At 41.3% G+C, this 22,390-nt stretch carries 18 protein-coding genes; 9 read left to right on the top strand and 9 right to left on the bottom strand.

All coding sequences use genetic code 11. The features are described 5' to 3' along the window. Positions 1–236 precede the first annotated feature (236 nt). Entirely contained in the window at positions 237–377 is a 141-nt protein-coding gene (locus AB0756_RS01365) for a hypothetical protein (protein WP_050045535.1), read from the bottom strand. 253 nt (positions 378–630) lie between these two features. Between AB0756_RS01365 and AB0756_RS01360 the strand changes: the two genes are divergently transcribed. Both AB0756_RS01360 and AB0756_RS01355 read left to right on the top strand, forming a co-directional pair. Then, positions 631–1,596 carry an SGNH/GDSL hydrolase family protein gene (locus AB0756_RS01360; protein WP_038081021.1) on the top strand — a complete coding sequence of 322 codons (966 nt, stop codon included), beginning with the start codon at positions 631–633 and terminating at the stop codon, positions 1,594–1,596. A gap of 240 nt (positions 1,597–1,836) precedes the next feature. Then, positions 1,837–2,385, top strand: coding sequence for a pentapeptide repeat-containing protein (locus tag AB0756_RS01355; RefSeq protein WP_038081019.1), 549 nt, complete (start codon positions 1,837–1,839; stop codon positions 2,383–2,385). 90 nt (positions 2,386–2,475) lie between these two features. Here AB0756_RS01355 and AB0756_RS01350 read toward each other — a convergent pair whose 3' ends face one another. Then, entirely contained in the window at positions 2,476–3,522 is a 1,047-nt protein-coding gene (locus tag AB0756_RS01350; RefSeq protein WP_038081018.1) for a CobW family GTP-binding protein, read from the bottom strand. 262 nt (positions 3,523–3,784) lie between these two features. Between AB0756_RS01350 and AB0756_RS01345 the strand changes: the two genes are divergently transcribed. Then, complete coding sequence (locus tag AB0756_RS01345) at positions 3,785–5,407, top strand: FAD-dependent oxidoreductase (protein WP_050045565.1); 1,623 nt, start codon at positions 3,785–3,787, stop codon at positions 5,405–5,407. Between the two features lie 158 nt (positions 5,408–5,565). Here the strand turns inward: AB0756_RS01345 and shc are convergent, their stop codons facing one another. Beyond that, positions 5,566–7,482, bottom strand: coding sequence for a squalene--hopene cyclase (gene shc, locus AB0756_RS01340; protein WP_038081017.1), 1,917 nt, complete (start codon positions 7,480–7,482; stop codon positions 5,566–5,568). Between the two features lie 247 nt (positions 7,483–7,729). Here shc and AB0756_RS01335 point away from each other — a divergent pair, with 247 nt between their 5' ends. From AB0756_RS01335 to AB0756_RS01325, 3 genes are all read left to right on the top strand, one after another. After that, positions 7,730–9,001 (top strand): glycosyltransferase, encoded by a 1,272-nt coding sequence (locus tag AB0756_RS01335; RefSeq protein ID WP_038081015.1) that lies wholly within the window; start codon positions 7,730–7,732, stop codon positions 8,999–9,001. A 96-nt stretch (positions 9,002–9,097) separates the two neighbouring features. Next, positions 9,098–10,285 (top strand): FtsX-like permease family protein, encoded by a 1,188-nt coding sequence (locus AB0756_RS01330; protein WP_038081014.1) that lies wholly within the window; start codon positions 9,098–9,100, stop codon positions 10,283–10,285. A gap of 140 nt (positions 10,286–10,425) precedes the next feature. After that, complete coding sequence (locus AB0756_RS01325; protein WP_038081011.1) at positions 10,426–11,163, top strand: ABC transporter ATP-binding protein; 738 nt, start codon at positions 10,426–10,428, stop codon at positions 11,161–11,163. 89 nt (positions 11,164–11,252) lie between these two features. Here AB0756_RS01325 and AB0756_RS01320 read toward each other — a convergent pair whose 3' ends face one another. The 3 genes from AB0756_RS01320 to AB0756_RS01310 form a co-directional block, all read right to left on the bottom strand. After that, on the bottom strand, positions 11,253–12,413 hold the full coding sequence (locus tag AB0756_RS01320; protein ID WP_050045534.1) for a radical SAM protein: 1,161 nt from the start codon (positions 12,411–12,413) through the stop codon (positions 11,253–11,255). 446 nt (positions 12,414–12,859) lie between these two features. Then, on the bottom strand, positions 12,860–13,588 hold the full coding sequence (locus tag AB0756_RS01315) for a 5'-methylthioadenosine/S-adenosylhomocysteine nucleosidase family protein (RefSeq protein WP_336604399.1): 729 nt from the start codon (positions 13,586–13,588) through the stop codon (positions 12,860–12,862). Positions 13,589–13,655: 67 nt separating this feature from the next. After that, positions 13,656–14,297 (bottom strand): Uma2 family endonuclease, encoded by a 642-nt coding sequence (locus tag AB0756_RS01310; protein ID WP_038081010.1) that lies wholly within the window; start codon positions 14,295–14,297, stop codon positions 13,656–13,658. 225 nt (positions 14,298–14,522) lie between these two features. Here AB0756_RS01310 and hpnA point away from each other — a divergent pair, with 225 nt between their 5' ends. From hpnA to AB0756_RS01295, 3 genes are all read left to right on the top strand, one after another. After that, positions 14,523–15,518: a hopanoid-associated sugar epimerase gene (hpnA, locus tag AB0756_RS01305; protein ID WP_038081008.1), complete on the top strand. Its 996-nt coding sequence runs from the start codon at positions 14,523–14,525 to the stop codon at positions 15,516–15,518. Positions 15,519–15,650: 132 nt separating this feature from the next. Beyond that, on the top strand, positions 15,651–16,670 hold the full coding sequence (hpnH, locus tag AB0756_RS01300; RefSeq protein WP_038081005.1) for an adenosyl-hopene transferase HpnH: 1,020 nt from the start codon (positions 15,651–15,653) through the stop codon (positions 16,668–16,670). 109 nt (positions 16,671–16,779) lie between these two features. Continuing rightward, positions 16,780–17,925 carry a glycosyltransferase gene (locus AB0756_RS01295; protein WP_038081002.1) on the top strand — a complete coding sequence of 382 codons (1,146 nt, stop codon included), beginning with the start codon at positions 16,780–16,782 and terminating at the stop codon, positions 17,923–17,925. Between the two features lie 45 nt (positions 17,926–17,970). On the opposite strand, the gene AB0756_RS01290 is transcribed toward AB0756_RS01295, so the two are convergent. The 3 genes from AB0756_RS01290 to hpnI form a co-directional block, all read right to left on the bottom strand. Further along, positions 17,971–18,918, bottom strand: coding sequence for a glycosyltransferase (locus AB0756_RS01290; protein WP_038079425.1), 948 nt, complete (start codon positions 18,916–18,918; stop codon positions 17,971–17,973). 247 nt (positions 18,919–19,165) lie between these two features. Then, on the bottom strand, positions 19,166–20,791 hold the full coding sequence (locus AB0756_RS01285; protein ID WP_038079423.1) for a B12-binding domain-containing radical SAM protein: 1,626 nt from the start codon (positions 20,789–20,791) through the stop codon (positions 19,166–19,168). A 124-nt stretch (positions 20,792–20,915) separates the two neighbouring features. Then, on the bottom strand, positions 20,916–22,076 hold the full coding sequence (gene hpnI / locus AB0756_RS01280; RefSeq protein WP_038079421.1) for a bacteriohopanetetrol glucosamine biosynthesis glycosyltransferase HpnI: 1,161 nt from the start codon (positions 22,074–22,076) through the stop codon (positions 20,916–20,918). Positions 22,077–22,390 lie beyond the last annotated feature (314 nt).

Genomic DNA, 22,390 nt, shown 5'->3' with positions numbered 1-22,390 from the left:
TGTTAATCCAAAATCTAAAATCTGAAATCTAAAATTTTCCTTAAATTATAAAATAACAAGACTTGCGATCGCACTTTCACCCAATAGCCCAGTTAGGTCTTGGGTAAGCGATAAGACTTAAGCTCCCAGTCATCCCGAACTTAACAACTGCGATTGAAAACAGCTAGGAGTCGGTTCGAGATGACCTCTTTAGGATAACTTAGCGTCTCAATGGCTGAGAGTCCGCTAATCAAACATTAGTGGACTGCGTAGGCAGCTTGTAGCGCCCAAATGATGAGTGCTGCAATCGCTCCCAGAAGTACCACGGAGAAGGTGGTGACTAGTCTTGGGGAGTCAGCGCCATCAAATTTCATGATTCCTCGATTTAAGTCGGACATAGCTTTATCAGCCTACTCCATAGAACTCGATCAAGTCGATTGTAGTCGTTGGGTTCGCATTTTCTGCAAACTTTCTGCTAATTATTATGATTCAACTTTGATAGTGTTGACATCGACATAATTACTTATACCAAAAGGTATGGCATCTTCTTTTATACAGGATGATACTTGGTACTTTTTACAGAAAATAGTGTAAGTTGGAACTCTTTCTATCAAATTTTTATTTACAAAAATTTACTAGAGGTCTGTAGTAGTGAAAGCTTTTCTCGTTGTCAGTGTGGTAATTGTTATTGGATTATTTGTTGTTCTGGAGGTGGGATTGCGCTGGTTGTTTGGTTTTGGCAATCCCCTCACCTACATTACAGATGAGAAAATTGGCTATTTATTAGCCCCCAACCAGCGTACCAAGCGCTTTGGCAATCGTATCGAAATTAATGAGTATTCTATGCGAGGCGCACCAGTAAAAACATCTATTTCATCTTCTACCTTACGAATACTCCTGTTGGGTGATTCTATTGTTAACGGAGGGTGGTGGACTGACCAGGATAAGACTATTTCTAGCTTAATGAGTTATTCTCTCCCACCAGTTATTCCCAGCCGTTTTTCACAAGTAGAAGTACTTAATGCTTCTGCTAACTCTTGGGGTCCCCGAAATGAATTGGCTTACTTGCACAAGTTTGGGAATTTTAACGCTCAAGTTGTGGTGTTGGTCATTAACACAGATGACTTGTTCGCAACGGCTCCGACTTCGTTACCAGTCGGACGCGATCGCAACTATCCAGAGCGAAAACCACCTTTTGCTATGGCGGAATTCTTGAACCGTTATGTGTTAAAACCAAAACCCATTCCAGAGTTGGAGGCTTTGCAGAAAGAAGGCGGCGATCGAGTCGGTATGAATTTGGATGCTATTGGTAAAATTCAAGCATTTGCACTACAAGGGAAGAGTCGATTTCTACTCGTGATGACTCCTCTGCTTCGTGAAATCGGTCAGCCGGGACCGAGAGATTATGAAATTAAGTCACGCGATCGCCTTAATGAGTTTTGTCGAGTACAAAACATAACTTACATAGATTTTCTGCCCGTGTTTAATTCTACTCAATCTCCTAAAGCATTGTATCACGACCACATTCACTTAAATTTACAGGGAAATCAACTCGTAAGTCAAACCATCGAAAAGACTCTTATTGAGATGTTGAGTTATGAAACATTAATAAAATAATTGTATCTGAATTATGAACTTATTTTAATGAACCAGAAAACGCAGACCTGTAGCGCTGACTCACCAGTAGAGAAGGCAAGTATACTTCCATTAAGTAAATGCTCCAAAAGCAAAAAAATCTAGCAGAATAAATAATACTGTAAGTACTTTCTGAGAAGTCAAGTTGCTAGCAGCTAAGCAAATTATATCGAGTGTGGTTTAAGAGAGGATTCCTTCATTCACAATTGCGAGGCAGACGATATGGATGTTAACGAGCTCCTGAGTCGATATGCAGCAGGAGAACGGGATTTTAATGGTATGAATTTGCATCAAGCAAATCTCAGCGATATTGATTTAAGTAGTGCAAACTTTGGTGGAGCAGATTTAAGTGGCGCAAATCTCACGGGTGCAGATCTCAGTGGATGCGATTTAAGCCGTGCAAATTTAACAGATGCCGATTTGAGTGGCGCTAATCTCATAGGTGCTAACTTAAGCGAAATCAACTTAATTGGCGCAGACTTAATCAATGTTAACTTAGAAAAAACTAACCTCAGTCGAGGTGATTTGCGGAGTGCAAATTTAGTGAGAGCAAATTTATGTGGTTCCAATCTTAGCGAGACTGAATTGAGTGGTGCTGATTTAAGTGGAGCTAATCTCACTCAGGCAAATTTAATTGGTAGCAACTTCAATGAAGCTGAATTAAGTGGTGCTGATTTAAGTGGAGTTACCGTGACTGAGTATGAAATGAGCGGAGGTAAGACACACACTGGCTTATCTCATAAATGGGTCACTTGGGCTGGAGGACGTTGAATAATTTAGTAGTTAGAGGTTAGTAGTAATTTTTACGACTAATTGTGTAGGGGCGCAATGCCTTACGCCCCTACGACTAATTACCAACCACTAACCACTAACCACTAAACATTTATTCAGCAGTGATGTAAGTTTCTGTTTGTTTAAATTTCTGCCAATGACTACTAACTGATTTTTAGGTGCGGTTGTCCATTCATCAGCATATAAATGGTAACGAGGTCCGCTAAGTTGAAAGATATGGCGTAATTCGCTATCATTGAACCAAAGAAATCCTTTTGCCCGAAAAACTTCTGCTGGCATATCTTCTGTAAGGAATGCCTCGAACTTGTTCATATCAAAAGGGCGATCGCTTTGAAAGGAAATTGACATAAATCCATCATTTTCTAAATGATGAGAGTGATGACCGTGATGGTGGTGATGCTTGTGAGGAGCGTGAGTATGGTCGTGATGGTGATTTTCGTAAGTGTCGTCATCAAAACCACAAATATCTTGTGAATTTAAGCCTACACCTAAAATTAATGGTAAAGGTACTTGACCGTATGTAGAGTGCAGAATTTTTGCACTCGCTTTGACATTATGGATGTAGGCTTCTAGTTCTTGCAGTTTTTCTGATGTGACAAGGTCAGTTTTATTCAGAAGAATAATATCTCCATACGTTAACTGTTTCAATGCCGCTTCACTTTGAAAATGCTCGGAGTTAAAAGCTTCTGAATCGACAACAGTCAAGATAGAATCAAGGTTTGTTAGGTCCCTAAGCTCTGTACCCAGAAATGTGAGAACAATCGGAAGGGGATCGGCAATACCGGTTGTTTCTATCACTAAATAATCTATGCGTTCTTCTCTTTCTAAAACTCTGTAAACTGCATCTACTAATCCGTCATTAATTGTACAACAAATACAGCCATTACTTAGCTCTACCATGTCCCGGTCTACAGAAACTAGTAACTGACTGTCAATGTTGATATCGCCAAACTCATTTACCAGGACGGCGACTTTTAAGTTTTGTTTATTTTTTAATATTTGATTTAAGAGTGTGGTTTTGCCACTCCCTAAAAATCCCGTAATGATGGTTACAGGCATTCCTCTCTTAGGAATATCGGAAACAGCATTCTTTGCAGGTACGGTTAATTGAGTCATAGAAAATCAATTTGTTTAGATATAGCAGGGATACTTGACGTTACACATAACGCTTGACCCTGAACCTTTTGAAAGGTTTAGAGCGCGGCGGTGTGTTATCTTTTGATTTCTAGCTTGTTTTCAGACACTCGTCAAGTATGATAATCTTTCTTGCAAGTAGTGAGAAAAGTATAGCGAAGAACACCAGGCAAGAAATAAAGTGTATGCTGTAGCTGTGAGTCACTCAGGCTCTAAAAGACAAGAGTTATTGCTTGAAAAGACTATGTCTCAAGTCAGTGTCCCTTCCACAGTCCGCACATACGACATTATTTGCTTTGGAGATGAAGTCCCTGGCATTCTTGCCTTAGTTTGTGCAGTAAGGGAATACTACCGTCAAAAGAATCAGTACCCTCGAACTCTACTCCTGTTTAAAGGAAATGCTAAGGTTGGGATCGGAGGTCATTTAGTACGGGGTCGATTGTCTTACCTCAATCGTTGTGTCGTACCTCCTGCAATTCGTCAATCGCTAAATTTAGAAATGTTTGGCGATCCCCCAGCAATCTATCACGAGTTTTTGCAACGGGCTGGTGTGGAACATATTGCTCTCGATCCAGACAAAGCAGATGCCGTGTTGCGAGAAATGTTGTATGAAGCGCGTGTGGAGATAGAGAGCAATATAGAAATTGAGTCTGCGATCGCAGAAGGAAAAAAAATCAAGGGAATCAAACTGACTAAAGATGAAACTTGTTTGGGAAAACAGTTTATTGATTGCACTGTCAATGCGGAATTGGCACTTTCATGTGGGGTGAAAAAACTGAAGGGATTTCAAACATTTGGTTTACCAGATTCAGAATTAGCCGTAACCTTAGTGTTTGAAACCTACGGGTTGAGTATTGAAAAACTCCAGAATTTAGAGTTAGATTATTTGCAATTTTTAACAAATCCAGTCGATCCAGAAGCCAGAAAGTGGATAGATATTGCAGCAGGTGGGAGTGCAGCGATCGCAAAACAGTTAAGAGAAGACTTACTAGATGAAGATGGTAATCTCAAAACAATGATAGTTGGCAAAGATTATATAGATATACGCAGTAGGGCGATATCTATTGCCTATCATGCTGTGAGAGGGACACCTATCGACATAGAATCTGGCAATGCTGTTTTTGACAAAGGCAAGATAACAATTTTATCTAAAGGTCGATTGTCTTGGAATGCTTTGTTATATAAAGTGAATGCCGAACAAGCAGAAGGACTCGCACGGGCTAAAGCCAAACCAACTTTAGAAATACTCAACGAGATGCTGTTTGTAAGGAAGTGGTTTGAAAGCATTGGTGCTTCTGAAGTTAAACACGCACCCGAACTCTATATCAGGCACGCAGGTAATATTTTAGGAGCAGTTAAACCCCTGTGTGGATATGAAATGCTAGCAGGTGGCGTACCTAAAAGAGAAGCATTAGGAACCTTTGGCTACCATTTCAACACTCGCAGTGGAATTGAAGGTTTAGATCGCAAAGTCACTGAAAAAAGTTTTGACCGCAAAGTGTTAGAAAACCCACCGCTCTTTAACATTGGCATTCAGCATGCTTTGATTAAAGATGTACCTAACTTAGCAGTCATTAGTCCTGCATCTGGATTTATTGGTTATGCCTGTCTTCCTGGGAGAATTGTAGAATTCAACAGTGCTGTCGGTCAGGGAGTGGGAATTGCTGCAGGAATTGCGATCGCACAACAGCGAGATTTGGCGGAGATTTCTAACTTAGAAGTACGAAATGTGCTAGCACAAACAGGGCGATTATCTCAAATTTACGGTACAAGCAACGCTCATAAAGTAGAAGAACTCGAAGATTTTGAGCTTGAAATGGCTGTTCAAATTGGTTCTAATTTTACTCTCAACTCATTCATTTTTTAAAATGACTTTCAAGTCTTTTTGGTAGGAACTGCGGGAAATGATTTTTGTTCGGAATTTGTCTCCTCTTCTCTCTATTATCAAGAGAAAAGGAGGCGTTTTAATGATTTCAATGAAGTTGGAAGCCCCAACCTCAACGAAGCAGGTTAGGGTACTTCACGTTAGAACAGATGTGATACTTCTTGGTACTTACTCAGAGCCAACAAAGGAAAGACTTGTTGATAGAGGTGATATTTCAAATAGAAATGCCCTGGAAAGCCAGTTCCTGTAAACTCTGATTCGTACCAAGTGCCATCTGGTTTTTGTGTTTCTGTTAAATAATGGATTCCCCGTTGGATCGCTGTACGCGCAAACTTACCCGTTGCTTCACCTGCAGCTATTAATCCCAACACAGCCCAAGCTGTTTGAGATGCGGTGCTAGTTCCTTTACCTTTTAGGCTTGGGTCATCGTAGCTTCTACAAGTTTCTCCCCAACCACCATCAGTATTTTGACAGCCAACTAACCAAGCAGCACCTTTTTCAATCCGGACTTGGGTTCTTTCAGGAGCTATGAGAGCTAAAGCTGCTAAAACTCCACTGGTTCCATAAATATAGTTGACGCCCCAGCGACCAAACCAGCAACCTTCCGGTTCTTGCTCTCGCAAAAGATAGGTAATTGCTCGTTCAAGTTTGTCATCCTCAATAAACAGGTTACAGCCACCAAGCATTTCTAATACCCTGGCTGTAACATCTGCGGTATTTGGATCGATCATGGCTTTGAGATCCCCATAGGGGATCAGGTTGATCCAATCTTGGTCGTTATCCAGATCGAAAGCAGCCCAACCACCAGCCCGACATTGCATGGAAGCAATCCACTGAACAGCACGAGCGATCGCTGCTTGTTTCAATTTTTCGTTGGGAAGTTTGACTGCATCCAACGCCATGACCACCACGGCTGTATCATCTACGTCGGGATAAAAGCGGTTGTCAAATTCAAATGCCCAAGCTCCCGGTTTGCCTTGGCGATTTTTCACCGACCAATCACCGTAATCCAAAATTTGCTTGTTTAACAACCATTCTCCAGCTCTGACAACCGCAGGGTGATCTGGTGCTAATCCAGAAGCAACGAGCGATCGCATCACCCAAGCAGTATCCCAAACCGGGGAAACACAAGGTTGTACTGTATAGGTATTCTCTGTTTCAATAACAAAATTGTCAACGGCTCGCAATCCTCTTTGGACAATGGGGTCTGCAGCGTCATAACCCAAAGTGCGTAAAGCTAGCAGTGAATTGAGCATAGCAGGAATAATACCGCCCCAATCACCTGTTGTTTCTTGTCGCTCTAATGTCCATCGTTCTGCAGCCTGAATACCTTCTTCGCGGAAAGGCACTAAATTCAAGGTTTCTGCTAATTTAAAAGCATTATCAAGGAGGATGAATATATCTGTCCAATCACCTTGACGGGGTAACTCAAATTTAGCTTGCTCAACACCTTCGGTATAAAGTTCATCTAAAGAGATAGCTGGATTGGTGACAAACACTGGTTTGCGATCGAAAACAATCAGTAGTGGGACAGTACTTGACCTGGCCCAGCTAGACATTTCGTAGATATTAAATAAAAAATTGGAGGGTAATAACATCACCCAAGGTGGTAATGAAGGAATACCCCGCCAGTCGTAGCAACCAATTAATGCCAGGTGTAGCTTGGTAAAAATACGAGTCCGGCTGATACCACCGTGCTCTAAGATAAACTTCCGCGCCTTTACCATCGCTGGATCTGTTTCTGAAACACCAAGCAGTTTCAATGCCATGTATGCTTCAACTGAGGTACTGAGTTCGCCTCCATCCCCGTAAAAAAGTTCCCAACCGCCGTGGTCTCGTTGTTGAGCACGCAGGTACGCTTCTACTTTGTGTAACGCTCTTGTACTGTCCGTCCCCCAAATTTTATGTAGAAGGACGACTTCGGCAGTAATCGTAACATTTGATTCTAGCTCAGCCCACCAATAACCATCCGGATATTGAAGAGAAAGAAGATAATTCTGACTGGCTGCGATCGCTTTTTGTATACGGGAAACTGTCTGTTTGTCCTGAGTTTGCATAGTTTTCCGTTTCTCCTCACAACTTCCATACACGAGTAGTCTGTAGGCAAAATTATTTTCCTACTATAAGTTGCATTGTAATGGGTTTTTTATGTGGTCAAGAATTCAAAAGAAAAGTTTTACTATCAACGAGCAGTCATCCCAACAAATTGCCAGTTTTTTATTACAATCTTGCGTGACAAGAATTGTCTCTTGAAGCATTGCTATGGCTATTGTAGTGTGTTGTATATAGAAATATGAAAATACAATGAGCATTGAAATTGGGTTGTGGCTTTCGGTTCTATCCTTAACCATTTGGATTGTACTCGTAGGTTTTTGGGGTCAGTTTTGGCGGTGCGACCAACAATTGACAGGACATGAAACAGATTTACCCATATTCCCCAGAGTATGCGTTGTTGTACCTGCAAGAAATGAAGCCGATTTACTGCCAATTTCTTTGCGATCGCTCCTTACCCAAAATTATCCTGGTTCTCTCTCCGTTGTTTTGGTAGACGACCGAAGTACAGATGGAACTGCTAGTGTTGCTTTTAACATTGCCAATGAACTTAACAAAACCGAGCAATTAAAGGTTTTGATTGCCGAGCCACTCCCTCCTGGTTGGACGGGAAAGTTATGGGCGATACATCAAGGACTTCAGTATACAGAAACGCTCAAAGAGCCACCAGATTATTTTCTCCTTAGCGATGCCGATATTAAACATCATGTTTTGAATGTCCGTTCCTTAGTTGTGAAAGCGCAACAAGAAAATTTAGAGCTTGTTTCCCTGATGGTAAAACTGAGGTGCGAGCATTTTTGGGAAAAACTACTCATTCCAGCCTTTGTCTTTTTCTTTCAAAAACTCTATCCCTTCCCTTGGGTTAACGATCCCACAAAACCAACAGCAGCAGCAGCCGGCGGATGTATCTTGATAACCCGTGAAGCTTTATACGGAATTGGCGGTATTGAGAGCATTCGTACCGCACTTATTGATGATTGTACCCTAGCTCAGGCAGTGAAGAAGAGACGAGGGGCAGGGGAGGACAAGGTAGACCAGGGGGACAAGGTAGAAAATAATCCTATCTTGTCTGCACCTAATCCCGAATCGCCAATCCCAAAAACTTCATTAAGAGGTCGAATTTGGTTGGGGCTAACTCACTCAACCCATAGCTTGCGACCTTATACATCCTTGGAAACAATTTGGAATATGGTAGCCCGAACCGCTTTTACACAGCTACATTATTCTTTAGGGATGTTAATAGTTACTATATGCGGAATGATACTTGTTTATGTAGTGCCACCTCTATGTGCCATTTCCGGAGCGATCGCCGGAAATTGGCTCGTAGCGATTGTGGGCTTATGTGGTTGGCTGCTTATGTCTTACGCCTACTTCCCCACAGTTAAATTTTATGGTTGTTCCCCTTTATTCGCATTTTGCTTAAGCGCGATCGCATCTCTGTACACACTAATGACATTAGATTCTGCGTTGCGTCATTGGCAAAAGCGTGGAGGAGCCTGGAAAGGACGAGTATATTCTCATTAGCTAATAGCTAATAGCTAATAGCTAATTGTTAATAGTTTCTCCATTAGCCATCAGCCATTAGCCATCAGCCTTAACCATTAACCATTAGCACTTATTATGACTTCTATCGCTCGTAAAAACTTACTTGAAGATGTTCCTCGCTTTCTTGTAGCGCAAGCAGGAATTATGTTTGCCGTTAGTTTAGTCACAATTCAAACAGGACTGCAATACGGCTTTGCCCGATCCTCTTCCCAGTTAATTTCTCAATCTCGTGCTGATATTTGGGTAAGTTCCAAAAATATGCAGCACATAGGGCTAACTACACCGATAAATTACGAGCAAGTGGCAAAAGCTCGTCAGGTAGCAGGTGTCTCTCAAGCTGAAGGAGTTATCATTCGCGGTGGGCTTTGGCACGAACTTGAGTCAGACAAAATAAGCGCAATCACAATGGTTGGTGCAGCACCGGGAGGAATGTTGTTTCCTACCTCTAATATTATCAATGGAAGTTTTAGCGCTCTCAAGGAACCTTATCGGTTTATCATCGACCAAACTAGCTTGAAATCCTTAAATTTACAAAAATTAGGTGAAGTAGGAGAAATTAATAATATACCTGCCAAGTTGGTTGGGTTTACCGAAGGAACTCAATCAATTGTTTTTGGGACTTTAATGTTCACCTCTTTGGAAACTGCGAACTCGTATGCTAATTACGGTTCACAGACAGCGTCTCCGAGCGGTGACACTGGTTCTTCTCCCAAAAAGATAGCATCCACAGACCCGATTAGCTTTATTTTGATTAGAGCAAAACCCGGTCAAAATATAGAACAACTCAAGCGGAAGTTGGAAGAAACTCTGCCGGATACGCGTGCTTATACTCGCGAGGCAATGGCTGAAGTGACACAAAGTTATTGGCAAGAACGATCTGGAATTGGATTTGTTCTCGGTATTGGTGCTGTGGTTGGGATTGTTGTGGGATCGGTGGTTGTGAGCCAAATTCTTTACGCTTCTGTCACAGATCATATCAAAGAGTTTGGAACGCTTAAAGCAATGGGAGCGTCTGATTGGTTTATATATAGTGTCATTATCGAGCAAGGACTGTGGATGGCAATTATAGGTTACATACCGGGTATGGCTGTTTGCCTGGGAGTAGCAGCCTGGACAGCAACGTCGCAGGGAATAGTGATTCTCATTACACCAACTTCAGCAGCTGTGGTTCTGGGTATTACAGCTTTGATGTGTGTTTGTTCGGCTATCTTTGCTATTCAAAAGGTAACTCGTGTAGATCCAGCCATTGTATTTAAAGGATAGCTTTCTTACAGTAGTTCTCCATACACACAAGAAAGTGGTATTTGCTACAAAATAGTAAGGAGTTTATGCCTGCGATTTAACGTACAAAACAATTTTTCACTAAAAAGTTGATATGTATAATATGCGAAGAATAGGAGAAAATGGCTGATTTTAAATTGAACTCTGATGAGTTAACAAATAACAGATATCATAGCTATACTTCTTCAGTAGCTGCTATTGCTGCTGAAAAAGTGGAAATGACTATTCAGTCCAAGCAGCAGAACTTTCAAATTCTTAAAGAGATTAACTGGGCAATCAAAAAAGGTGATATAGAAATTTTGATGGGACCGTCTGGTTCTGGCAAAACGACTTTACTCTCGATTTTAGCAGGGCTGCTAACACCCACATCTGGGAAGGTGTACCTCCTGGGACAAGAGATCACTAAAATGTCTAGAACTCAGCTCTCGCGCTTTAGAAGAGAGAATATTGGTTTTATTTTTCAAGATTTCAACTTATTTCCCGCACTGACAGCTATTGAAAATGTAGAAGCAGCCTTGAATGTGAAAGGATTTCGCGGAAGGCTAGCACGCAAACAAGCCCAAATTATGCTCGAACTTGTTGGATTGGGCGATAAAGCAAAGCAACTTCCTCGCGATTTGTCTGGAGGGCAAAAACAACGAGTTGCGATCGCGCGTGCTTTAACTGGTCAGCCACAGTTAATTATGGCAGATGAGCCAACAGCTGCTTTAGATTCTCATAGCGGGCATGTGGTAATGGAATTATTGCGCGGGCTGGCAAAAGAACAAGGCTGCACGGTTTTAATCGTGACTCACGATCCCCGAATTTTAGACTTAGCAGATGGAATTGCCAATATAGAAGATGGTTACCTCAAACAGTGAGGGTAAGTAAGTAAACTACCCCAACTTAGCTTGCGCTTTCAGCTGGGGTAGTTCACAGCTTGTTATGTAGTAAATGCGCGAAGCCACAATTAGAATCGTATAATCCAAGGCAGTTCTTCTATAACAGATCGTAAAGAATCAAGGTTCTTTTTACTAGCCAAAGTTTTTACTGCATTTAACAACTTCCCTTGCTTTACTGACTCATAAGCGTCGTGTACTGATACAGCAATATGTTGCATAAGGCTCGGATCTCTGTAGCAGTTAATCATGCATTTTGTGCAACCATCACGCACAAGCTTGGAGCTATCGAACTCGTAAATTGAACACATTGGCTCATGCCAGAAGTGGCAGCGCCACATCTGTAAATTCCAGTCGAGAAAGAAGAATCGGTATCCTCCAAGGCAAGGATACTTTTGATCCTCATCTCGCACAAACCGCTGCATTTCCTCTAAGGAAAGAGTTGGGTTTACTACTTGGAATTGCTTTTTCATTTGCTTAATTTTCTCGTAAGCCTGCCAAAGGCTGTCATTAGTATGTGTTACCAACCCACTATCAGAGTAACCTAGAAAAGTGGAAGAAAGTTGCGTGAGTGGGTAGGAAAAAACAACCGACCTAAAACCGAGAGACTTGAGAAAATTAGGAAGTGCGTCATAGTCTACTAGGTGACTCATTGTGACTGAAGCAGTAGCATGCATTCCTATATCTGCTAGTAGTTTGTTAGCTTCTTTAATCCTATTGCATACACCTTCTAAACCACGGTTTTTCTCGTGTGCTGACTGAGTTGCTGCATCCACAGAAATGATGAAGCTAGACAATCCAGCATCAGCAAGTTGGTTAATTTTGGTTGCCGTTAAAAGTCCGCCATTCGTCACTACCATACATTTGATACCCAACCGCGTACCATGTTCGACAAAGCGGATCAGATTTGGATTGAGTGTGGGTTCACCTCCGGTAAAAACGAGGTAGCGAATTCCTTCACGAAACAGAATATTTATGGATTCTATACCTTCTTCACAATCTACAAATTTCCATTGCTCTTTGGAAAGTGTATCTCGTGCGAAATTGCAGAACCCGCAATTGGCGTTGCAAGCATTGTTGATGGCAAAAATACAACAACCAGGTCCTCCTGTTTGAAGAACTAACTGTAAGGTATCTAATACACCCATTGGGTTTGGTGTCTTTTGAGATAAATTTTCTACAGGGTTTTGTCTGGCTGGTATCTTAAAGACTGGCTCGTTTTGAATACTCATTTAGTTCTGGGTCTTGTACTAATTGATGGTTGTTTGAGTATAAGCAGGGATACTTACTAAGAAAAGAAGCATGAATAATACAACGTTGATTTTTACAATTGTTTTAAGAAATTCTTTATATTTTCTCTATAATTGGGAAATTCAAAAAGAAGCTTTGTGGTCTGCCAATATTTGGACTTACTGTGTACTATGCATTAAGTTATTAATTATCAAGCGCATAATCAATGGTTACTACAAAATATCCTACTAAACCCACTTTCCCCACTTCACTGAAACAGTGTGTTGTAGTTAAATATACGTTTGCACTTTGCACAGAAAAATATTGAGTCTAATTAGTACCTCCCATCTCAATTAACCAGCACCCCATCTGCAATCGCAATACCCCACTACGAATATTTTAATTTTACGAGCCTCATATCTCTTAAAAGTAGGGCTTTCTGTAAGTCCTAATAATTTGCTCTGTTAGCAAACAAAGCAGTTGTCACTTCTTGCAATACTTGTAGTCCTTTTAGAGAACCAACAATCAGTCGCGTCGCCGCAATTGGTTCTCGAAGTAGTCCCATTGCTAACGGAAGTGGTTGTAAAGAACCATCAGAATTTAACGCATTGGTGAGATTCGGTATATCATAGCGTACATCATCGCTCACAACTCTCACCATACCTACAGCAATACCCAATTGACTCAGATGTTCTAGTGCAACAAATCCTTCCATATCTACAACGTTGGCATTGTACGTTTGGCCTAGATGCATTTTCTCATTAGCAGAATAGATAAGACGATCGCTTGTTAATCCAACACCCGTAAAAGCTTTTTTGGTTGCTAATTTATTTAGCAGTGTTGCTGTCAATTCTGGATGGCAGGAGAGTTGAGAAACAGAAGGAGGAAACTCTTGATTTTCTGTTTTTAAGGAAAAAATGCAACTGCGGTATACCACAATGTCACTAACATTATATTGGGCTGACAAACTTCCACATAAGCCCATTAGCAAAACTCTCGAATGTGGATGGAGGCGTACAGATTGCTGCCATGTTTTTAAATAATTTTTTAGTGCTGATGTACCCATGGGAATTGGAAAAACGGTTGGTTTCGGAACCGCAACACGTTTTAATCCTTTGCAAACAGATTTATATTCCGCTCCTTGAGGAACGAGAATGACATCAATAGAAATTTTCAAATTTTGTACCTGTCTGTATAGGGGTTAGCGGTTAGGGAAGAAGAACGACTTTTTAGAGATTAAACTATCATTCTTTTGCGTCAATATTTTCCCTAACCCATTGCCGAAATATGCGGATGAGAGCATTTTCTTTTGTTGTTTTCTTCAGATTCAAAAACCTTTCAATGTCTTGGGTTGTTAACAATGGGAAAGCAATACTGCGATCGCGTAGCTGGTATTTTCTATTTTCTAGAATGCATATGGTTAATGATTGACCATCAGATCGCCAAACTTCAGGTACCCCTAGATCTAAGTAGATATCGAGTCGGTTAATGGAACTACTTGTAATATCAACTTCGATGGCAAGATCTGGAGGTGGGTCTTGCGTCAGATCGATTTGCTCTTTGTCCCAAACTGCTGGTTCGTTTTGGATATGATAACATTGGTCGGGTTCAAGCCCTTTTCCTAAATCTTCGCGAGCGCACGTCCTAGACCCTAAACTACGGATTTCAATTTCTAGTTCTTCTGTAAGGGCTTCAACTAAACGTCCCAGTAGTTTTTTATAAGTTTCATGGGGGTCTAATGGCATTCTAATCTCTAGTAAACCGCAATCGTAGGTGAGACGAATTGCTGGCTGCTGCTCAAAGTCCTTAACTAGAGATTGATACGTTTGCCAGCTAATATTTTTCAGTAATACCTTATCAGGACTCTGAATGAGCGTTGCAGCCATAGGTATGAGGTTAGCGAATAAGCGGTATCCTTGTATCTACCTTACCAGAAGAAAGGCAAATGGCAGATGGTAGAAGGAAAGGTTTCACTTTCTAAACGAAGGTAAGTCAAAAAAAGATTGAGGATAAAGGATGAAAAATAGGATGATACATCAATCTGTCTCAATTTACTGCTGTAGTTGCCTTCATACTTTATACTTCATACTTTAAAAGAGGATTTTTATCTGATGACAAAGCGAGCATTTGTAACTGGTGGATCGGGCTTTGTTGGAGCCAATTTAGTTAGGTTGCTACTTGAAGAGGGCTATAATGTCAAAGCACTTGTGCGATCGAACAGCAATTTAGATAATTTAAAAAACTTAGATGTAGAAATTGTTCGAGGCGATCTGAACGAGCCGGAATTGCACGGCAAAATTCGAGGTTGTCAAGTTCTTTTCCATGTTGCTGCTCATTATTCGTTGTGGCAATCTGACAAAGATACACTATACCAAAATAATGTCCTGGGAACTCGTAATATTTTAGCGGCTGCTCGTACTGCAGGTATTGAACGAACAGTATACACCAGTTCTGTTGCAGCTATTGGTGTCGATAAATCGGGAAAAATTGTGGATGAAACTCATCAAAGTCCTCTTGAGGAACTTATTGGCTACTACAAAAAGTCTAAGTATCTTGCCGAGCAAGAAGCTCATCTTGCCGTGCGTTCCGGTCAAGATATTGTCATAGTGAATCCTAGTAGTCCTATTGGTCCGATGGATATAAAACCGACTCCCACTGGTGATATAATTTTACGCTTTCTCCGACGACAAATGTCTGCCTACCTGAATACAGGTTTGAATTTTATTGATGTGCGCGATGTCGCAAAGGGGCATATCTTAGCTTTGGAAAAAGGAAAAACAGGCGATCGCTATATTCTAGGTCACCAAAACCTGTCTTTCAAAATCCTATTAGAACAGCTTGCCGAAATTACAGGTATACCCGCTCCTCACATCTCCATCCCCTATTGGATACCATTGAGCGTTGCTTGGGTAGACGAAAAAATGCTTGCTCCTTTGGGCAAAACTCCCTCCGTTCCTTTAGATGGGGTTCGCATGGCACGTCAAACAATGTACTACGACGCTTCAAAAGCGGTGAGAGAACTGGGGTTGCCCCAGTCTCCTATTATAAAGGCTTTACAAGATGCCGTAAATTGGTTTGTAGCTCAGAAATACATTGATGTAGCATAAAAATAGTAACTTTTTACTGGCTTTTTATCGGTAAATGCAAAAGAACCGCTCAAAGTTATAGCCGCTCTCGGTTTGTTTGTTCAACGTAAACTGTTTTTCGCTTGAGTGCGTGTCATGGTGTAGAGGAGAATTATGGGAATTCATTTACAACAAGCAATGGAAATAGGTAAGTACTTGGTGACTCAACGTCTGTTGGGACGCAAGCGCTTTCCTTTGGTGCTCATGTTAGAACCCCTATTCCGGTGTAATTTAGCTTGTTCTGGTTGTGGCAAAATACAGCATCCCAAAGAGATTCTAAAGCAGCATTTATCTCCTGAAGAATGCTTTGCCGCAGTGGAAGAGTGCGGTGCGCCAGTTGTCGCTATTCCTGGAGGAGAACCCCTGCTTCATCCTCAAATTGATGAAATTGTACGGGGATTGGTAGAACGCAAAAAGTTTATTTACCTCTGTACCAACGGCTTACTCTTGGAAAAGAGCTTGGATAAGTTCCAGCCTTCCCCTTACCTATCTTTTAACGTGCATCTAGATGGAATGAGGGAATTACACGACAAATGTGTAGACCGCAAAGGAGTGTTTGATATTGCAGTTCAAGCAATTCGTGCTGCAAAAGCAAAGGGATTTCGTGTTGTTACAAACACGACTGTTTTTCAAGATACAAATGCTAAAGACATACAGGAACTCTTTGATTTTCTTACCACGTTAGGTACTGATGGCATAACAATTTCTCCAGGCTACAGCTACGAGTGGGCACCCGACCAAGACCATTTTCTCAAGCGCGAGCAAACTCGTTCGCTGTTCCGAGAAATTCTAACCCCTTATAAGACAGGTCGAAAAAACTGGAACTTTAATCACAATCCCCTATTTTTAGACTTTCTGATTGGTGAGAAAGACTATGACTGTACCCCTTGGGGTAGCCCCAGCTACAGCGTTCTTGGTTGGCAAAAGCCTTGCTACCTTCTCAACGAAGGTCACTATAAGACGTTCCAAGAACTGTTAGACAAAACTGATTGGAACCAATACGGTCGTAACAATGGGAATCCCAAATGTGCGGATTGCATGGTTCATTGTGGTTATGAACCAACTGCTGCGATGGATGCCATGCAACCCAATAATATTGGACGTTCTGTCAAAGCTCTCTTAGGAATTAGTTAGTACTTAGTTGTTAGTAGGAATCACAACTAACCACTAACCAACAACCCTACTGGTTCGCAGTCCCCGGTCTCACCACTAACCACTAACCGGTAACTACTAACCATTCAACATGATGGCTCTTTTTGAAATCGTGTTTCTGATACTGATAGGTGGCTCAATTCTTTTTTACCTAGTCTGTGCTTTATGCACCTATCAGTTTTTTTCATCTGACGGATCTAGCCAGGAAAAAACTGGGAGCGCTCAACATACACCAGTTTCTATCTTGGTCTCTATCCGAGGTCTAGATGAAGGGGCATGGGAAAATTGGACTTCCTTATGCACTCAAAATCATCCAACTTATGAAGTTCTTTTTGGTGTTACTGATATCAATGACTCTGCTGTTCCTATGTTGGAAAAGCTTGCTGCCGCTTTTCCCAACCGAGTGAAGCTCTTTGTAGGTTTAAAGCCTCGTGGTGTCAATCTCAAGGATAGTAATTTAAGTTATCTCCTAGAACAATGTCAGCACGAACTGATTATCTTTGCTGACGGTGATATTAAGGTCAATCAAGACTACATCCAAACTGTCACCACTCCTTTAATAACTGGGAAAGCTAATGTTGTCACCTGTGCCTACATAGGCTATGAACCCCAATTTTTAGGAGCAGCTTTAGCTTCTCTTGGTCGCTGTACGGACTTTATTCCCAGTCTCTTAATTGCTCGTATTCTTGATGGCAGTCTTCAGTTAGCTGTAGGAGTTACCATTGCGACACATAAAGCAACTCTCGCTAGCTTTGGAGGATTGCAATTAAACCGCATAGGTTCGGATTACAACTTAGGTAAGAGAGCAGCATTAGCAGGCTACAAAGTTGAACTATCCCACTATGTTCTTGGATGGGACACTGGGAATGAAAGTATCAAGCAATTGTATGACCGGGAATTGCGTTGGGCGAGAACAATTCGTTTCAATCGCGGTTTTGTGTATTACTCTATGGCATTCTGTTACGGTACTGTTTATTGCATTCCTCTACTGCTACTATCTCACTTTTCCGATTGGGCGATCGCTCTTTGCCTGACAACAGTAATCATCCGCTACTTACAAGTGCTGGTGTCCGTATTCAGTATGAAATGCCCCAAACTCCTGCTTTGGCTTTGGATTGTACCGTTACGAGATGCACTTAGTTTTATTATCTGGGCTATAGGCGGCTTTGGAAAAAGCGTTTATTGGCGCGGAAGAAAACTCCGAATTGAAGGTGACGGTTTAATTGCTAATGGCTAATGGCTAATGGCTAATGGCTAATGGCTAGAAATTAGCCATTAACTATTAGCTATGCCGAAAACGAGCCACAATATAACCTATAAAAATGAGAACCACTGCCGTTATAGCAATTGGGAGTGCAAGGGGTAGGTAAATTATGTGAAGCGGGTTGTGAGATAACATTTTCCCGATTCTGTCAAAAAAGACTTGTAATTTTCCTTGAAGTCCAGAGAGAGATTCTTGGTAGTTGCCTTGAGACTTACTCTGGGCTAACAAATTTTCCTGCCAGTAATAATCGTGACCGATAAGTAGAAAACGTTGGAAAAAATGAGATAAACCATTTGGGGGTGCGTGGCTTGCCCTAGCTAGTGGCTGTCGCCAAATAGAATAACCATTAGAACGTATATTTTGAGCATGAATGACGCAGTTTCCTCGATAAAGTGGAAGCTCAAGAGGGATCGGATATTTTAGAAGAAAATCCCGTCGAAAAGCTACGTTATTTAGGAAATACTGGGAAGTTTTTGTTAAGTCTTTCTGCCCGGAGTACTGAGGAAAGATGTAGGTTAAAGCCATTGCTGTTCCGTATGGTCCCCAACCGCGTACTGTCGTTTCTCCCGCTACAACTTGAATATTATTATCTTGAGTGAACGGGGTAAGGATGTTTCTTAACCAGTTTTTCTCATAAATACAATCTGAATCGCAGTAGACAACTACATCTCCTGTCGCGAGTGATGCACCCAACATTTTTGCTTTGTAATAGCTAGTCTCCAACGGTGCTTGATGAACTGTAATCCAAGGATACTTTTCTTGCATTTGCTTGAGTTTTGCAGGAGGAATATCGCTGCTATCGATCAGCAAAACTTCATTACTATGAGTAGGAGAGATGTCTTGATTTATAAGAGAAGTTAAAGAATAACAAAAATCTTTGATACTGGAATTTGCTAAGTTTTCCGTTTCTAAAACTATGGAAAAACTTGGTAACTCTCTGACAGACAATGCTTCTGCTTGTCCCATTTGTTGACCTTAACAAAAGCGACTATGTGATTGTTAATCTAGCAAAAGCAATTTAGTTTTTTTATAACTTTAGATACTTCAAAAAAAAATCTTTATGTTTATTTCTATTAATATATAGCAGTCCTAAATGATTTACCAACACCTCTTCCTTGTCCTGGTTGTCTCCCTTGTTTAGATCTCAAATAGGGCTGCTATTTGAACAAAGCCGAGAGAAATTCCCACCCTCTTTTTAGAAGAGGGCAAATTTTTAGACTTCAATCGAAACTCGTTGACGTATTTTCTGCGAGTAAAAGGAAGCAGATTCGTCTCCTTGACCGCACTCTTGTGCAAACTTAATGAGATGGTGTCCTACAAGCCCAACATGAATTAAGCTTTCTATTTTGCCTGCTTTTAATGCTGGTTTTGCCATTTTCCAAAAGGTTGTACGATAGTTACCAAAGACACCTACTCTAAGTATGATATTGAATAAGATTGTCAAACCTTTTTTGATATTTTTCCAAGAAGTACGAGATGGGCTATTGGGAACCTTGATGCGATTCGGATAGGTATGCACCATATTGTAGGCAAATCTCTGATACAAAAACTCTGGTTCGTATGCATCTGTAATGCAACGCCTCCACATATTAATGACTTGTTCGTAAGGCATTAAAAACTCAATATTTGACTCTCGTTTTTCCTCAAACACAAGTCGCCCTTCTTGTTCTAATCTCCGCCACAATGGAGTTTTGGGTAATGCATAAAGTAGGTTAATTGTCAGCATGGGAATTTGGGACAACCTAATAAATTCCAAAATTCTGTCAGGCGTGTCTGGTGTATCTGTATCAAATCCTATAATGATTCCCGACACAACTTCCATGCCATAACTGTTCAAAACTTTAATCGCTTCCAAGATTGGCATACTGAGGTTTTGTGTTTTGGAAATGGCTTGGAGAGCATCTGTTTCTGGTGTTTCAATACCGCAGAAAACCGTACAAAAATAAGCTTCACGCATCATTTCCAACAATTTGGGGCTTTGTGCCAAATTAAGTGTTGCTTCACAAGCAAATTGAATTGGATATCCATTGCGCTTTTGCCAATCAATAAGGTGAGGAAGCAATTTCATGGCAGCACGGCGATCGCCTACAAAGTTGTCATCGACAAAGTACACTGCGCCTGGATTACCGGATTCGAGCATGGCATCTAGTTCAGCAAGAACTTGCTCTGGTTCCTTGAGACGGGGATTGCGTCCGTAAAGTTCGGGGATATCACAAAATTCACAACGGTAGGGACAACCACTGGAAAATTGAACGTTCGCAAGAAAATAATGTTTGAGATTAACCAGGTGATAGGCTGGAATGGGAAATTGGTTCAGGGGTAGCCGTTCTTTGGTTTCAAAGCGAATTTGCTTTTCGGGACGTGTCGTGTGTGTATCCAAATATTCAATCATTTGGTCAGTCGCATCCCCTAGTTCTCCTAAATGTAAAATATCGCAATTAGGATAATATTCCGGACAACCGGAAACAGAAGGACCTCCCACAACTGTTATTTTGCCTTCCTTATGGGCAATTTCATTAATTTGATTAATTTGCGAACGTTGAATGTGCATTCCACTCACAATGACCGCATCAGCCCATCGGTAATCTGACTTTTTTGCCGCTCGCACGTTTTCATCAACAAACCGAACTTCCCATTGTTTGGGTAAGTAAGCGGCTACAACTAAAATCCCTTGTGGTGGCATAAAAGCTTTAACACGAGTTATCAAGGGGTAAGCATGATGGAAAGTTCCGAATGACCGGCTGTATTTGGGAAAAATGCAAAGGATGCGTCGGTGATGGCGTGGAATGTAGGGGGTGTTTGAAGTCGGATTCTCAGCAAAAGGCTTTTCTAGAAGCATTGTAGTTCTTGCAATAACGAGTTCGACTGTTTGCTTTTTTATTAAAATGTACCTGATGGCGTGCAAATGCTTCTGAAAAAAAATTTAAGATTTCTTTTGTTTGATTTTTTGCAGTCAAGATGCCTCAATTTTGTAAAGAATTAGACGTCAGCGGTATGAGTTTGCCGCCTCTTGTCAACTTCAATTTTCGACCACGCCACTCGAAAGTATTGCCAACAAAGCCATAGCACCACAGCGCAAAGCTGATAAGATCCCGTAAAGGCACCAAGAACAAAAATTTTCTAGCAACCGGATCTTTAAGGCTTCTGACCCCAACAACCCATGCCATCATTAATCTCGTCGTCAACACGATCCCTAGTATCACCCAACTGAAAATTGACCCAAATGTTGCGATCGAGAGTAATAAACTGCTAGCTATACCGTAGGTAGACATCAGACCGAGATAGCCCCAAGGACGAGAGACTCGCGTACAGCAATTCCAACGGATTTGACGCTGGATTAAATCAATAAAGTTTTCTGTAGCGATCGCATGGTCAATAATATAGTTGGACAGCACCACCGTGTAGCCTGCTCGGGCACTTAGGTAACCTAGTTGGAAATCATCCGCTAGATAATCAGCTATTGCCTGAAATCCTCCAATTTCCTCAAGAACGTTTGTCCGGATCGCAATTGTGGGACCTAAAGCAAAATTCATGCCCTCTATATATCTCGCAACTAAAACACCAGCAAGGTATTCAGTAGATATTCCAATGGCTTCAAAGATTGCCACCCAACCTCTAACTTGCGGACGGTACAAACAAGTCACAACCCCAACGCTAGAATCGCTCATTGGTTGAATAACTTGCTTTAAATAATCTGGTCTGACTTGAACATCACTATCTGCAAGTACTAAGAATGAATACTTGGATTCAGCTTGTGCGTTAGCTAGGTTGCTCACCTTATGATTCGTACCTATTGTGCGATCGCCGATTGCGAGACGAATGTCGAGATCTGGAAAGTCTTTGATGATTGTGTTTACTACTGCTATGCAAGGGTCGCGTTCATCGCGCACGCTAAAGATAATTTGATATTCTGGGTAGTCTTGTTTGCAGAAAGAGGCAAAGTTTTCGTAGGTATTAATGTCAAGACCGCAAATTGGTTTCAGGATAGTAACGGGCGGGTGGAAGTCGCAATCTGTATGCGTCGGGCGGGAAAAGAACTGAATTGCTGCATAAATGGCATAGCAGTTATACCAAATTGCTGAAAAACATAGCATCACAAGCAGAAATTGGTACAGATTTAGCATGAATATTGTTTACGGAGTTTTTGTTTGCATACTTGGCAAGATGTTCTTAAGTATACAGTTACAAGGTACTTGAAGAATCCTTTTTTTCTGGTGCTGGCAGTCGGTCGATCCAGTCTTCGATCAACTGTGTCATTGTTTTTTCTTTAGACTCAGCATACAGCTTAAGTTTCTTGTATCGACGCTCCGACAATCTAAACCGCAATGACTTTTCTTTCATATTTGTGTACACATTGTTCTACAAATATGGGAATATAATAACAACCCAACTGCTCAAAGGGTGAGTGCAATTTGTGTTCGTTCGCTGCTGTCTACCT

Origin of the sequence: Tolypothrix campylonemoides VB511288_2 (assembly GCF_045999855.1) — a bacterium.
GTDB lineage: Bacteria > Cyanobacteriota > Cyanobacteriia > Cyanobacteriales > Nostocaceae > Scytonema > Scytonema bouteillei_A.
This window is presented reverse-complemented; position numbering and strand designations above follow the sequence as displayed.